Consider the following 14,880-nt stretch of genomic DNA (forward strand, 5'->3'; position numbering starts at 1 on the left):
ACTTACTTTTTTGTCTAAAAATAGCTAGTGCCTGAAGATACGAAAACATTTTCTTACGAGAAAAAATTTTTGTGCTACAATAACGTTTATTAACAAAGGATAGAGCATTTAATGCCAAAGAATTTTAAGGAATTATTATTTTTGACAGTCCTCATGTGTAGCATGATGCTATCTGTTGTAGGCCACTTTTTATGGGCTTATCTAGCAGTAGGAGATATCCCTGGATTCATAACCGCATTGCCCTTGAATTTTATTTTGTCGAACCAATCTTTCGCTTTATTTTAAGTCAATTTCAAAAATAAGATTTCTAATTTTGTTGATGGCTGAACTTTTGATAATTGATTCATAGAAATTCTTTATTAAATTATTTAATGGTAAAAATTTTATGTTATAATACATCTATAAAAGGAGGAACAGAGATGACTAAACGATTGACAAGAGATGTGCGAAATAAGAAAATTGCAGGTGTATGCGCAGGAGTAGCAAATTATTTCGACATTGATCCTACCATTGTACGCCTAATCTGGGGAATAGCATTTTTAGTATATGGAATTGGCTTTATTCCTTATTTGATTTTATGGTTCGTCTTGCCAAAGAATGATGTAGATGATGAAGTGATTTGGAAGTAGACAATGTTGTTTAAAAAGTGGAAGCAGATTGAACTTCTACTTTTTTTCTTGCATTGGATTAGTGTGTGATTTGTGATATAATAAAGTTTATGGCAAATAAGAAAAATAGTAAGAAAGGTCGGACAACAAGACGACCTACAAAAGCAGAATTAGAACGTCAGAAAGCTATTCGGAGGATGTTAGTAACTTTTGGAATTGCTTTTTTACTTCTTTTTGCAGCATTAAAATGGGGAGCTGTTGGAATCACCCTTTACAATCTTATTCGATTATTGGTGGGAAGTTTAGCCTATATCGCTATTATAGCCAGTCTCATTTATCTTTTCTTTTTTAAATGGGTTAATAAGCACGAAGGGTATAAATCAGGCTTTTTCAGTATTTTTATCGGTTTGTTGCTCATATTCCAAGCTTATTTTGTAAATGTTTTAAGTTTAAAAGGACAGGTTCTAAGTACAACCTTATCACGAATTTTAACGGATTTAAGCTCATTTAAAGTAAGTGCTTTTGCTGGCGGTGGTTTATTAGGAGTGGTTCTTTATACTCCAGTGGCTTTTTTGTTTTCAAGTATGGGTTCCTACTTTATTGGTGCTCTTCTGATATTGTTAGGGATTCTTTTAATCAGTCCATATTCGATTTATGATATTTTTGAAAAATTAAGTGATACTTATCACGTCTGGAGTGAAAAGCGAGAAGCCAAGCGCCAGCAACGATTTGTAGAAAAAGAAGAAAAAGCTGTGCAAGATGCAATGAATGCTATTCAGGTAGAGCAAGAAGAAGCTGAAGTGGATTCTGAAACGGGAGAGATTTTAGATGATGAGGACTTGTCACACTTACCTGTGGACTTTGACGAGGCAGACTATGATGAATTGGGAGAATATGACCCTCATGAACCTCTGGACTTCGGCCACGATGAGGAGATGGCGGAAGCAGACGTAGACGTTGAAGTGGATTTTACCGCCAAGGAAAGTCTGGACTACAAGCTGCCGACCATCAACCTCTTTGCGCCTGACAAGCCTAAAAACCAGTCCAAGGAAAAGCGTATTGTCCGAGACAATATCAAGATTTTGGAAGAGACATTTGCCAGCTTTGGGATAAAAGCTACTGTTGAGCGGGCTGAAATCGGACCTTCCGTCACCAAGTATGAGGTCAAACCAGCTGTTGGAGTACGGGTTAATCGGATTTCCAATCTGGCGGATGACTTAGCTCTAGCTCTAGCTGCTAAGGATGTACGGATTGAAGCGCCGATTCCTGGAAAATCCCTAGTCGGAATTGAAGTACCTAACTCTGAAGTTGCGACTGTGACTTTCCGAGAACTCTGGGAGCAGTCTAAGACAGATGACAAGAAATTGCTTGAAATTCCATTGGGGAAAGCTGTCAATGGATCTGTTCGTACATTTGACTTGGCAAAGATGCCTCATTTGTTAGTAGCGGGCTCTACTGGATCTGGGAAATCTGTTGCAGTTAATGGTATTATTGCGAGCATTCTCATGAAGGCCAGACCGGATGAGGTCAAGTTCATGATGGTTGATCCTAAGATGGTGGAGTTGTCTGTTTATAACGATATCCCTCACTTGCTCATCCCTGTCGTGACCAATCCTCGAAAGGCTAGTCGTGCGTTACAGAAGGTTGTAGACGAGATGGAAAATCGTTATGAACTCTTCTCTAAGGTCGGTGCTCGTAATATTGCTGGGTATAATGCTAAGGTAGCCGAGTACAATTCCCAGTCAGAGTACAAGCAGGTTCCCCTACCTTTAATCGTTGTCATCGTAGATGAGCTGGCTGACCTTATGATGGTGGCTAGTAAGGAAGTGGAAGATGCTATTATTCGTTTAGGGCAAAAGGCGCGGGCAGCTGGGATTCACATGATTCTGGCAACTCAGCGTCCATCTGTAGATGTTATTTCCGGTCTGATTAAGGCTAATGTTCCGTCTCGGATTGCTTTTGCGGTCTCTAGTGGAACAGACAGCCGAACTATTCTCGATGAGAATGGAGCAGAAAAGCTTTTGGGCCGTGGGGATATGCTCTTTAAGCCTATTGATGAAAATCATCCGATTCGACTGCAGGGCTCCTTTATCTCAGATGAAGATGTGGAGCGAATCGTTACCTTTGTCAAGAATCAAGCGGAAGCTGACTACGATGATAGCTTTGATCCGGGCGAAGTATCTGAAAGCGATATGGAGTCTGGCAGTGGCGATGATGGAGGAGATCCTCTCTTTGAAGAAGCCAGAGCTTTGGTGATTGAAACTCAAAAAGCGAGTGCATCAATGCTCCAACGTCGCTTATCTGTCGGTTTCAATCGAGCAACCCGACTCATGGAAGAGTTGGAAGCAGCGGGCGTTATTGGTCCTGCAGAAGGCACCAAACCCAGAAAAGTTTTATTGAATAACTAAAATAGGTGCTGTCTAAAAAATATAACATCCTTGGGAGTGGGACAAAAATCGGTAATTTCGAAGAAATTTGATTTTGTAGTCCCACCCCCGCACAGTTGAGTAGGGCTGTAAAGGTTGATTTATCAACCGCATAGAACCCACTCAACCACTGCGACTTGCAAGAAACTCATAAAAATCTGACGAGGTTAAGGGCTTTTGTCCCAGCCTCTTTTTCTGTAGCTGTTTTATTTTGAAAGTTTTGTAGAAAAGGTATGGAAAATCTCACATTTTTCAATTCTGTAAGTTTTCTATGACTTAAACCGGACTTTTTGATAGAATACTAATATGATTTGTGAATGGAGGCTATATGTCAGAACAGATATACACAGGGCTTAGCCAACAAGAGGTTGAAGAACGAATTCAAAAAGGCTTAGTCAATAAAGTAACGGTTAGCACGGAAAAGACAACTTGGCAAATCATTCAATCCAATGTTTTTACTTACTTTAATTTCATCTTTTTTGTTCTTGCTCTATTGTTGATAATTGTACAATCGTGGAACAATCTACTCTTTTTGCCTATTGTTATTATCAATTCTTTGATTGGAATTGTTCAAGAGCTTAGAGCGCGCAAAATATTGAGCAACATGCAGTTGCTTCATCACTACACAGCGATTGCAGTGCGAGATGGTAAAGAAATCCAACTAGAGACAAAAGATTTAGTACAAGATGATATCGTTCTTTTCTCGACAGGAGACCAAATCTATGCAGACGCTAAGATTGTATCAGGTGAATTGAAAGTCAATGAATCACAGTTAACAGGAGAAGCGGATGGAATCGCAAAGCAAATAGATGATACTGTCATGTCAGGCAGTTTTGTTGTATCTGGCAAAGCCTATGCTCGCTTGGAAAAAGTAGGCGATGAATCCTACATCAATCAACTGACATTGAAAGCAAAAGAAGTCTCTGGAAAAGAAGAATCTGAAATGGTATGTTCGGTCAATAATCTGGTTAAAGTGATTGGATTTTTGATTATTCCTTTAGGGCTTCTTCTATTTTTCCAAAGTTATGTGACCAATCACGAAAGTTTTCAAGTTAGTATTGTCTCTACGGTAGGAGCTATTATTGGGATGATTCCAGAAGGGCTTTATCTTTTGATGACTCTAGCGCTGGCTTTGGGAGCAGCTAGTCTAGCAAGACAGCAGGTTTTATTAAACAGTATGAAGGGGATTGAGTCTCTTTCTCGTGTAGATGTTTTGTGTGTAGATAAGACAGGAACCATTACGGAAAATACGATGAAAGTTGTACAAGTACTCTCTGTTCAGCAAGACAAGAATGCCTCGCAGGAAGCTCTTAAACAATATTTGGCAGCAAGTCCAGATGAAAATGAAACGATTGCAGCGATTCGAGATTTTTTTGCTTCAGAAGTAGTAGAAAAGGCTTGGACTGTAGTGAAGATCTTTCCGTTTAGCTCAAAGAGCAAGTTTGGTGCTATTTCTTTCAAAGAGGGCAATTTTATTTTAGGTGCTCCAGAGTTTGTATTAAAAGAAAAGCTGGAAGAATATCGCAACTATTTTCAACAATATGCAGAAAGTGGTTCACGCGTTCTTGTTTTTGCTGAATTAAAAGATCAGCCATTTACAGGTGATTTGACTCAAACAGTAGAACCCCTACTCTTCATCTTATTAGAAAATCCAATTCGAGAAAATACAGCCGAGACCTTTTCATATTTTGATGTTCAAGGTGTGGAAGTCAAAGTTATCTCAGGAGATAATCCTGTCACAGTTGCTGCAGTGGCTGCCAAAGCAGAGATTCCTCATGCTGAAAATTATTTAGACGCGCAAAACTTGGATACTGATGAGAAAATCGCTCAAGCAGTTGAAAAATATACGGTCTTTGGTCGGGTAACCCCTCAACAGAAACAAAAATTGGTCCAAGCACTTCAAGCTAACCAACATAAAGTTGCAATGACAGGTGACGGTGTAAATGATATTTTAGCAATGAAGACTGCAGATTGCAGCATTGCTATGGAGTCAGGCAACGATGCTACCAAACAGATTGCACAAGTTGTTTTGCTGGATTCTGACTTTTCGCATATGCCGCATATTGTGACAGAAGGACGTAGGGTTGTCAATAACATTCAGCGTTCCGCTAGTTTATTTCTTGTAAAAAATATCTTTTCCATTTCACTAGCTATTTTGTCCAGTTTGTTTGCTTTTACCTATCCTTTGCAAGCATCACAAGTTTCCTTGATTAGTGCGTTCACTATTGGTATACCTGGATTTATGTTAGCTTTGGAGCCCAACAAGCAGCGCATTCGAGGGCGTTTCATCAGAACGGTTTTACAGAATGCGATACCAGCAGCTTTTGTTGATTTATTGGCCGTTTTGATTGTCATGGCTTGTGGTCGGATTTTTCGATTATCCACGCAAGAAGTTGCGACATCATCTGTTATCTTATTAGCAGTGGTTGGTTTCATTATCATCATCAAGCTTATTCAGCCGCTCAATCGAATGAAAACCATTGTCGTACTCTTTAACATCATCGGCTTGGTGATTTCGGGCTTGTTATTTCACTCTATCTTTTTGTTATCCAAAATCTCACCGATTACCATTATCCTCACAGTCATTCTCTCCTTAATGTTAGAATCACTCATGAGACTGTTTCAATTCATAACAAATAAGTTATTTGCTCTATTTGATAAGTTCTCAACAAAATATAAAAATATCGGAAGCAGATGAGTCTGTCCGATATTTTTTATTATTTTGTTAAAAATAAGCCAATCACCATGGCGAGGTAGAGAAAGAAGGTCAAAATAAAACCAGCTCGCCAGAAAAATTTAAAGAACTTAGGATAGTAAAAACTGCGTTTAACTCGAAGAAAGTAGACAGTAATGGCAATTGCTAAGGCAGAAAGGGCTAATGCTAATTCTGGCAAGAAACTGTGGTAGAAAGCTCTATCAGAGATGACATAGAATTCCAACACAAAAAGTGGAAAAGCCAAATCTGCAAAATTCAAGCCAAATCGTTTCAAGTGAAATAATTTAGTAATAATAATGGTTAAAATAATGGTTAAAAAGATAAATAAAATAGATGCGATTTTTAATAATGTCATACACATATTTTACCACAAAAAATATAAAAAAGAAGAGGAAATCCGCAGTTTTGTCTTGCATTTTACAAAGATTGGTGTATAATAGATGAGTATGTGAAAAGCATACTTGTGGGAGGTAAAAATATTACGTTACCGCCAAAACCACAAAGGAGGATTTAAAAATGGCTAAAAAAGTCGAAAAACTTGTAAAATTGCAAATCCCTGCTGGTAAAGCTACTCCAGCTCCACCAGTTGGTCCTGCGCTTGGTCAAGCTGGTATCAACATCATGGGATTTACGAAAGAGTTCAATGCTCGCACAGCTGATCAAGCTGGCATGATTATTCCAGTTGTCATCTCTGTATACGAAGATAAATCATTTACTTTCGTTACAAAGACTCCACCAGCTGCTGTTCTTTTGAAAAAGGCTGCTGGTACTGACAAAGGATCAGGCGAACCAAATAAGAAGAAAGTTGCAACAGTTACTCGTGCACAAGTACAAGAAATTGCTGAAACTAAGATGCCAGATTTGAATGCTGCAAACCTTGAGTCTGCAATGCGTATGATCGAAGGTACTGCTCGTTCTATGGGATTCACTGTTGTTGACTAAACAATAATACCCAAACCCGCAAGACTTCATCAGACGAGAAGGACGTGGGAGATGAAAATCGATTGAACCACTTACAAGGAGAATAGAAAATGGCTAAAAAAAGCAAACAACTTCGTGCTGCTCTTGAAAAAATCGACAGCACAAAAGCATACAGTGTAGAAGAAGCTGTAGCACTTGCAAAAGAAACAAACTTTGCAAAATTTGACGCAACTGTAGAAGTTGCTTATAACTTGAACATTGACGTAAAAAAAGCGGATCAACAAATCCGTGGTGCAATGGTTCTTCCAAACGGAACTGGTAAAACTCAGCGTGTGCTTGTGTTCGCACGCGGTGCAAAAGCAGAAGAAGCAAAAGCTGCTGGTGCAGACTTCGTTGGTGAAGATGATCTCGTTGCAAAAATCAATGACGGCTGGTTGGACTTTGACGTAGTAATCGCTACACCTGACATGATGGCACTTGTAGGTCGCCTTGGACGTGTCCTTGGTCCTCGTAACCTGATGCCAAACCCTAAAACTGGTACTGTAACAATGGACGTTGCAAAAGCAGTTGAAGAGTCTAAGGGTGGTAAGATTACTTACCGCGCAGACCGTGCAGGTAACGTACAAGCTATTATTGGTAAAGTTTCATTTGAAGCTGACAAGTTGGTTGAAAACTTTAAAGCATTCCACGATGTGATTGCCAAAGCAAAACCAGCTACTGTAAAAGGAACATACATGACAAATCTTACTATCACTACTACTCAAGGCGTAGGTATTAAGGTTGATGTCAACTCACTTTAATTTAAGAATAAAAACTCTATCGATGGATAGGGTTTTTTTATGAATAACTCATATTTAAATGGAGTTTATCAGACTGATAAAAATAACAGATAAAAGCAACAATGTTTTTGAAATAAATCAATTAATCTATTAAGAGAAAAAAGAATATGCTACATACATTATTGAAGTAGGAGTCAGTCAAAAAAACTAAATTTCTTTTGTTAATTTTGATATTTTGAAAAATAGGACTATATAAAAATTATAAATTATGGTAAAATAGTACAGATAAAATAAGGAGAGTAAAAATGGTAGTCCCGAAATATAAACGTATTTTAATCAAGTTATCAGGTGAAGCTCTTGCTGGTGAGAAAGGGATAGGAATTAACATTTCAACCGTTCAAAAAATGGCAGAGGAAATCAAGGAAGTGCATGATTTGGGTATTGAAATTGCCCTTGTTATCGGTGGTGGGAACCTCTGGCGTGGAGAGCCTGCGGCAGAAGCAGGAATGGATCGTGTGCAGGCTGACTATACTGGAATGCTTGGGACCGTTATGAATGCTTTGGTGATGGCTGATTCATTGCAACAAGTAGGTGTGGATACTCGTGTACAAACTGCGATTGCAATGCAGCAAGTGGCAGAACCTTACATTCGTGGACGAGCACTTCGCCATCTCGAAAAAGGTCGTATCGTCATTTTTGGTGCCGGTGTTGGCTCACCTTATTTCTCAACGGATACAACAGCTGCCCTTCGTGCGGCCGAGATTGAAGCTGATGCGATTCTTATGGCGAAAAACGGTGTTGATGGGGTCTATAATGCAGATCCAAATAAAGATAAGACAGCTGTGAAGTTTGATGAATTGACTCACCGTGATGTGATTAACAAAGGATTGCGGATTATGGATTCAACAGCTTCTACCCTTTCAATGGACAATGATATTGACCTTGTTGTGTTCAATATGAACGAATCTGGTAATATTAAACGGGTTGTTTTCGGAGAACAAATCGGAACAACTGTTTCAAATAATGTAGAAAAAGAAGAGGATTAAGTTATGGCAAATGCAATTGTAGAAAAAGCGAAAGAAAGAATGACCCAATCACATCAAAGTTTAGCGCGTGAATTTGGTAGTATTCGTGCTGGGCGTGCGAATGCTAGTCTTTTAGATCGTATTACAGTAGAATACTATGGAGTGGAAACTCCACTCAATCAAATTGCTTCTATCACAATTCCAGAAGCGCGCGTGTTATTAGTAACACCTTTTGATAAATCATCTATTAAAGATATTGAACGTGCTTTGAATGCTTCTGATCTGGGTATTACACCTGCTAGTGATGGTTCTGTTATCCGTCTCGTCATTCCTGCTTTGACGGAAGAGACTCGTCGTGATTTGGCTAAAGAAGTTAAAAAAGTTGGAGAGAATGCTAAGATTGCTATCCGGAATATCCGCCGTGATGCTATGGATGAAGCGAAAAAGCAAGAAAAAGCAAAAGAAATTACTGAAGATGAACTGAAAGGTCTTGAAAAAGACATTCAAAAAGTGACAGATGACGCTGTTAAACACATCGATGAAATGACTTCTACTAAGGAAAAAGAATTGCTTGAAGTGTGATGTTTCTTTCCATGATTGAAAATGAAAAACTAAAACTCAGTTAGTTTGGCTAGCTGAGTTTCTTTTGAAAGGGAGCTGAAGCAATGCTCCTTTAAATGATAGAAAGAGAAAAATGAATACAAATCTTGCAACATTTATAACAGGTCTAGTAACTGATGAAAACGATCGTTTTTACTTTGTTCAAAAGGATGGTCAGACTTATGCTTTAGCTAAAGAAGAAGGTAAGTATCAGCTAGGAGAAACGGTCAAAGGTTTTGTCTATAGTGATATGAAACAGAGACTTCGCCTGACGACTCTCGAAGTCACAGCAACTCAGACGACTTTTGGTTGGGGGATGGTAACAGAAGTTCGCAAAGATCTGGGGGTCTTTGTCGACACAGGACTTCCGGATAAGCAAATTGTAGTGTCGCTGGACATCTTGCCGGAGATAAAAGAACTCTGGCCCAAAAAAGGGGATAAGTTGTACATTCGTTTAACAGTTGATAAAAAAGAGCGTATTTGGGGACTTTTGGCCTATCAGGAGGATTTCCAGCGCTTAGCTCGTCCTGCCTACAATAATATGCAAAATCAAAATTGGCCAGCCATTGTTTATCGACTCAAACTCTCTGGCACCTTTGTTTATCTGCCGGAGAATAATATGCTGGGCTTTATCCACCCCAGCGAACGTTATACCGAGCCACGTCTCGGTCAAGTACTAGATGTGCGAGTAATTGGCTTTCGGGAAGTTGATCATACCCTTAATCTTTCACTCAAGCCTCGCTCTTTTGAAATGCTAGAAAATGATGCTCAAATGATTCTGACATACCTAGAAAGTCAAGGAGGCTTTATGACTTTGAATGATAAGTCGTCCCCAGAGGATATAAAGACTACCTTTGGCATTTCCAAAGGACAGTTTAAAAAAGCTTTAGGCGGTCTGATGAAAGCTGGCAAAATCAAGCAGAATGGGACAGGGACAGAGTTGATTTGAGATACCAATTTATCTTGTTTTCAAAGAGTTAAAATAAAGCTCACAAAAAGGAGGTCATTGTGTTAGCGATTGAAGAGTGCAAAGCTGTAAATCTGACAAATCTACCTAGTTTAACGATTTTGACTGGTGATGATACAGGACAATTTGAATGGATGAAATCACAATTTTTGCATCAAATTCAATATGATATTGCAGATTTAAATGTAGCTTATTTCGATATGAAAGAAGCTGCTTATCCAGATGTGGAGATCGATTTAGTGAGTTTGCCCTTCTTTTCCGAAGAGAAAATCGTTATTTTGGATCATCTTCTGGACATAACAACTGCTAAAAAGCGCTATTTGACAGATGAGGAATTAAAATCTTTTGAGCAATATTTGGAAAATCCTGCAGATACGACCAAATTAGTCATTTTTGCAGAAGGGAAGTTAGACAGTAAACGGCGAATTGTAAAATTGCTCAAGCGAGATGGTAAAATTTTTGAAGCAAGTGAGCCCAAAGAACAAGAATTACGCACCTACTTTAGTAAGCAAGTTCAAGAACAGGGGTTAGAACTTCGTTCGCAAGTTTTAGAGGAATTGCTTATTAAGTCTGGTTTCGATTTTAGTGAAATTAGTAAAAACTTAGCTTTTTTAAGGGATTATAAAAAAGATGGCATCATTACAAGCGAAGACATTTCTGAAGCAATTCCAAAAACTTTACAGGATAATATTTTTGACTTGACTCAGATGATTTTGCATCAAAAGGTGGACGCAGCGAGAAGTTTGGTACGAGATTTGACTTTGCAAGGTGAAGATGAAATCAAGCTGATTGCGATTATGTTGGGCCAGTTTCGTATATTTGCGCAAGTGAAAATCCTCTTTGAAAATGGACGTAATGAAAGCCAGATTGTAGCAGATTTGTCTAGTTATTTGGGACGAAAGGTGAATCCTTTTCAAATTAAATATGCCTTGCGTGATGTCCGCTCATTACCCTTGAAAGCTTTACAAAAGTCTCTCTCCTGCTTGATTGAAACAGATTATCAGATTAAATCAGGAGTTTACGAAAAAGGTTACTTATTTGACTTGGCTTTGTTAAAGATCATGACCCACAACTTATAAGCAAATAAGTTGAAAATTTTGTAGGTCTACGTTATCATTTTCATATAAAATGAAAAAGAGGAACAAAACAATGGCAATTATTTTACCTGATCTACCTTATGCTTATGATGCTTTGGAACCATATATTGATGAAGAAACCATGCATTTGCATCATGACAAACATCATAATACCTATGTAACCAACGTGAATGCTGCACTGGCAAAACATCCTGAGATTGGCAAGGATTTAGAACAACTTTTAGCTGATGTAGAGTCTATTCCAGTCGATATTCGTCAAGCGGTTATTAATAATGGTGGTGGACATTTGAATCATAGTCTTTTTTGGGAATTGATGACACCAGAAGAAACAGCACCATCAGCAGAATTAGCGGCAGACCTTGAAGCAACATTTGGTTCATTTGACGATTTCAAAACAGCCTTTACAACAGCTGCAACAATTCGTTTCGGTTCAGGCTGGGCTTGGCTAGTGGTAAACAAAGAAGGTAAGCTAGAAGTGATGTCAACTGCTAACCAAGATACGCCAATCTCTGAAGGAAAAACACCTATTTTGGGAATTGATGTTTGGGAGCATGCTTACTATGTGAAATATCGCAATGTTCGCCCAGACTACATTAAGGCTTTCTTTTCAGTTATCAACTGGAATAAGGTCAATGAATTGTACAAAGCAGCGAAATAAGATAACAAGTTAGATAGAAAAAGACGAATCTGAAAAGGATTCGTCTTTTTCTGCTATCATATATCATAAAAATTACTTATAAATTCCAGCCAAATAAAACCAGATTTGCTCCTTGAGAAATTTTAGAGAATGATCATTGGTTCGATCAATGACACCGAAAACAAGATAGTGATTTCTAAACAGCAGTTCATAATCAATATGCTCTCCAATAAGGATAATTTTTCCCATTTTATCATATTTCCGGATTGTTTCAATTCTTTTGGTGGCATCTTCAAATGAGAAAAATTTGGATTGTACTACAAAATAAGTAGTCGGGCGAAAAGTTCGCTGCGCAGGATGCGTCAATCGCAGCTTTATTTTAAAGAATTGATGGATTGTTCGAAGATAGAGAGCCGTAAAATAGAGAGAAATAGAGCTAATAAAAGAATAAGGTTGAATTTGAATCATTATTTTTCCTCCTGGTTTATATCCTACCATATCAAATGAAAGATAACTGAGCAAATCCTGAACGGTATGTATAATGGCCTGAACAGCATTTTTGAACCATTCAGGCCATTATACATACCGTTTAAGATTTTTGTAATTTATTTAAAAATATTTTGGGATAATCATATTATAACGATGAAAGGGCTTATTCTATCAGATGATTATTTTAGATAAATTTTTCAGTCCGTCAGCGACAGTGCTATTAAGACTAGAAAAATTTCAAAATTGGGGAAATAGCAATGCCACAGCACTGTTTATTCTTTTTTTATCACTCAGCTATTTATTTATCCATTCTATTCCCATATTAAGTATTCTACTAACCAGCTTTGCTTTTAGTATGATGATAAGTTATGTTTTAATAGATGTTTATCTCAAATTACGTGTCTACTATTACCTACGTAAAAAATAATCCGAGTTTATTTTAGAAAGGAAATCATTGTTGTGAATGTTAAGAAAACATTTGTTCCTCAAATAGATGCAAGAGATTGCGGTGTCGCTGCGCTTGCTTCCATTGCAAAATACTATGGTTCAGACTACTCTCTTGCACATCTGAGAGAACTTGCTAAGACAAGTAAAGAAGGGACAACGGCTCTTGGAATTGTTCAAGCAGCGCAAGAAATAGGTTTTGAGACACGACCGATTCAAGGGGATATGTCTTTGTTTGATATGGAAGCTATTCCCTATCCTTTTATCGTTCATGTTCAGAAAAAAGGTGAACTCCCACATTATTATGTTATCTATAAAAATACGAAAAAAGGTCTGCTAGTTGGAGATCCTGACCCAAGTGTAAAAATAACCAAGATCTCAAAAGAAACATTTGCAACAGAATGGACTGGTGTTGCTATTTTTTTAGCACCAGAACCTAGCTATAAACCACATAAGGATAAGAAAAATGGTTTGATAAGCTTAATTCCTCTTATTTTTAAACAGAAAATGCTGGTCACCTATATTGTTTTAGCTAGTTTGCTTGTGACACTCATCAATATTGTTGGATCTTACTACCTACAAGGAATTTTAGATGAATACATTCCAAATCAAATGAGATCAACTCTTGGAATAGTGTCTATTGGTCTGATTATTACTTATATTTTGCAGCAAATGATGAGTTTTTCCAGAGATTACTTATTGATTGTACTTAGTCAGCGGCTGACCATCGATGTGATTTTATCATATATTCGACACATTTTTGAATTACCGATGTCTTTTTTTGCTACGAGACGCACTGGAGAGATTATTTCTCGTTTTACAGATGCTAATTCCATTATTGATGCTCTCGCTTCTACAATACTTTCACTCTTTCTTGACCTTTCTATTTTGATAATAGTAGGAGGGGTATTATTATTACAGAATACCAACCTTTTCTTCCTCACTCTGCTTGCTATTCCTATCTATACGGTGATTATTTTTGCTTTTATAAAGCCTTTTGAAAAAATGAATCATGACGTCATGCAAAGCAATTCCATGGTAAATTCTGCTATTATCGAAGATATTAATGGCATTGAAACCATTAAATCTTTAACAAGCGAAGAAGCTCGTTACCAAAAGATAGACAGCGAATTTGTAAATTATTTAGATAAATCTTTTACGCTTAGTAAATATTCTATTTTTCAAACAACCCTTAAACAAGGCTTTCAATTAATTTTAAATGTGCTTATTTTATGGCTCGGTGCGCATTTAGTTATATCTGAGAAAATCTCAATTGGGCAGCTCATCACATTTACGGCTCTACTTTCTTATTTTACAAATTCTCTTGAAAGTATTATTAATCTGCAAACTAAGCTGCAGTCGGCTAAGGTTGCTAACAAGCGGTTGAATGAAGTTTATTTAGTAGAGTCTGAATTTAAAACTAAGCAAACACTTACAGAGAAAGGTTTCTTGGCTGGTGATATTACGTTCCATAATGTCTCCTATAAATACGGCTTTGGACGAGATACGTTATCGGATATTAACTTAACAATAAAAACAGGAGATAAGGTGAGCTTAGTCGGCATCAGTGGTTCGGGAAAGACAACACTTGCCAAAATGATGGTTCATTTTTATGAGCCTTATAAAGGGCAAATCCGTCTTAATGGAAATGACCTTAAAATGATTGATAAGAAGACGCTTCGTCAATATATCAATTATTTACCACAACAAGCCTATATTTTTAGTGGTTCTATCTTAGAAAATCTTACATTAGGGATGAATCAAATATTTTCTCAAAAAGAGATTATTCGCGCTTGTGAAATTGCAGAAATTCGTTCGGATATTGAACAAATGCCTATGGGATATCAAACAGAATTGTCCGATGGAGCTGGTCTATCAGGTGGACAAAAGCAAAGAATTGCTCTGGCACGCGCCCTCTTAACAAAGTCACCAATTCTTATTCTTGACGAAGCAACGAGCGGATTGGATGTTCTAACTGAGAAAAAGGTCATTGACAATCTGATGGGTTTAAAAGACAAAACGATTATTTTTGTTGCTCATCGTCTCAGCATTTCAAAGCGGACAAATCAGGTTATTGTTCTTGATAAAGGGCAGATTATTGAAACTGGATCCCACGCTGAATTGATGGAAAGACAAGGCTTTTATCATCATTTATTTAATAAATAAGGAGT

The 14,880-nt window shown here is 37.6% G+C and carries 13 protein-coding genes; 11 read left to right on the forward strand and 2 right to left on the reverse strand.

From position 1 onward, the window contains the following. Nucleotides 1-419: 419 nt before the first annotated feature. The 3 genes from HMPREF1654_RS01205 to HMPREF1654_RS01215 all read left to right on the forward strand — a co-directional run bounded on the left by HMPREF1654_RS01205 (nt 420) and on the right by HMPREF1654_RS01215 (nt 5,732). A complete protein-coding gene (locus HMPREF1654_RS01205) occupies nt 420-629 on the forward strand; it encodes a PspC domain-containing protein (protein ID WP_004233735.1) in 210 nt (69 codons plus the stop codon). Nucleotides 630-718: 89 nt separating this feature from the next. After that, nucleotides 719-3,016 (forward strand): DNA translocase FtsK, encoded by a 2,298-nt coding sequence (locus HMPREF1654_RS01210; RefSeq protein ID WP_004233916.1) that lies wholly within the window; start codon nt 719-721, stop codon nt 3,014-3,016. Between the two features lie 346 nt (nt 3,017-3,362). Further along, nucleotides 3,363-5,732 (forward strand): HAD-IC family P-type ATPase, encoded by a 2,370-nt coding sequence (locus HMPREF1654_RS01215; protein WP_004233822.1) that lies wholly within the window; start codon nt 3,363-3,365, stop codon nt 5,730-5,732. Nucleotides 5,733-5,751: 19 nt separating this feature from the next. Here the strand turns inward: HMPREF1654_RS01215 and HMPREF1654_RS01220 are convergent, their stop codons facing one another. Continuing rightward, on the reverse strand, nt 5,752-6,105 hold the full coding sequence (locus HMPREF1654_RS01220) for a DUF3397 family protein (RefSeq protein WP_003073386.1): 354 nt from the start codon (nt 6,103-6,105) through the stop codon (nt 5,752-5,754). A gap of 161 nt (nt 6,106-6,266) precedes the next feature. Here HMPREF1654_RS01220 and rplK point away from each other — a divergent pair, with 161 nt between their 5' ends. The 7 genes from rplK (at nt 6,267) to HMPREF1654_RS01255 (ending at nt 11,797) form a co-directional block, all read left to right on the forward strand. After that, complete coding sequence (rplK, locus tag HMPREF1654_RS01225; protein ID WP_004233911.1) at nt 6,267-6,692, forward strand: 50S ribosomal protein L11; 426 nt, start codon at nt 6,267-6,269, stop codon at nt 6,690-6,692. Nucleotides 6,693-6,781: 89 nt separating this feature from the next. Continuing rightward, nucleotides 6,782-7,471: a 50S ribosomal protein L1 gene (gene rplA, locus HMPREF1654_RS01230; RefSeq protein WP_003073378.1), complete on the forward strand. Its 690-nt coding sequence runs from the start codon at nt 6,782-6,784 to the stop codon at nt 7,469-7,471. Nucleotides 7,472-7,755: 284 nt separating this feature from the next. Continuing rightward, a complete protein-coding gene (gene pyrH, locus HMPREF1654_RS01235; protein WP_003073377.1) occupies nt 7,756-8,496 on the forward strand; it encodes a UMP kinase in 741 nt (246 codons plus the stop codon). A gap of 3 nt (nt 8,497-8,499) precedes the next feature. After that, nucleotides 8,500-9,057 (forward strand): ribosome recycling factor, encoded by a 558-nt coding sequence (gene frr, locus HMPREF1654_RS01240; protein ID WP_003069936.1) that lies wholly within the window; start codon nt 8,500-8,502, stop codon nt 9,055-9,057. A 112-nt stretch (nt 9,058-9,169) separates the two neighbouring features. Continuing rightward, nucleotides 9,170-10,024 carry an RNA-binding virulence regulatory protein CvfB gene (cvfB, locus tag HMPREF1654_RS01245; protein ID WP_004233919.1) on the forward strand — a complete coding sequence of 285 codons (855 nt, stop codon included), beginning with the start codon at nt 9,170-9,172 and terminating at the stop codon, nt 10,022-10,024. A gap of 59 nt (nt 10,025-10,083) precedes the next feature. Further along, the gene (gene holA, locus HMPREF1654_RS01250) at nt 10,084-11,121 is read left to right on the forward strand and encodes a DNA polymerase III subunit delta (RefSeq protein ID WP_004234005.1); all 1,038 of its coding nucleotides are present in this window, start codon (nt 10,084-10,086) and stop codon (nt 11,119-11,121) included. Nucleotides 11,122-11,191: 70 nt separating this feature from the next. Next, nucleotides 11,192-11,797, forward strand: coding sequence for a superoxide dismutase (locus HMPREF1654_RS01255; protein WP_004233738.1), 606 nt, complete (start codon nt 11,192-11,194; stop codon nt 11,795-11,797). A gap of 72 nt (nt 11,798-11,869) precedes the next feature. On the opposite strand, the gene HMPREF1654_RS01260 is transcribed toward HMPREF1654_RS01255, so the two are convergent. After that, the gene (locus tag HMPREF1654_RS01260) at nt 11,870-12,244 is read right to left on the reverse strand and encodes a hypothetical protein (RefSeq protein ID WP_003073369.1); all 375 of its coding nucleotides are present in this window, start codon (nt 12,242-12,244) and stop codon (nt 11,870-11,872) included. 480 nt (nt 12,245-12,724) lie between these two features. Here HMPREF1654_RS01260 and HMPREF1654_RS01265 point away from each other — a divergent pair, with 480 nt between their 5' ends. After that, nucleotides 12,725-14,875 (forward strand): peptide cleavage/export ABC transporter, encoded by a 2,151-nt coding sequence (locus tag HMPREF1654_RS01265; RefSeq protein WP_004234001.1) that lies wholly within the window; start codon nt 12,725-12,727, stop codon nt 14,873-14,875. The last annotated feature ends 5 nt before the right edge of the window (nt 14,876-14,880 follow it).

The sequence above is a fragment of the Streptococcus intermedius SK54 = ATCC 27335 genome, from assembly GCF_000413475.1.
Classification (GTDB): domain Bacteria; phylum Bacillota; class Bacilli; order Lactobacillales; family Streptococcaceae; genus Streptococcus; species Streptococcus intermedius.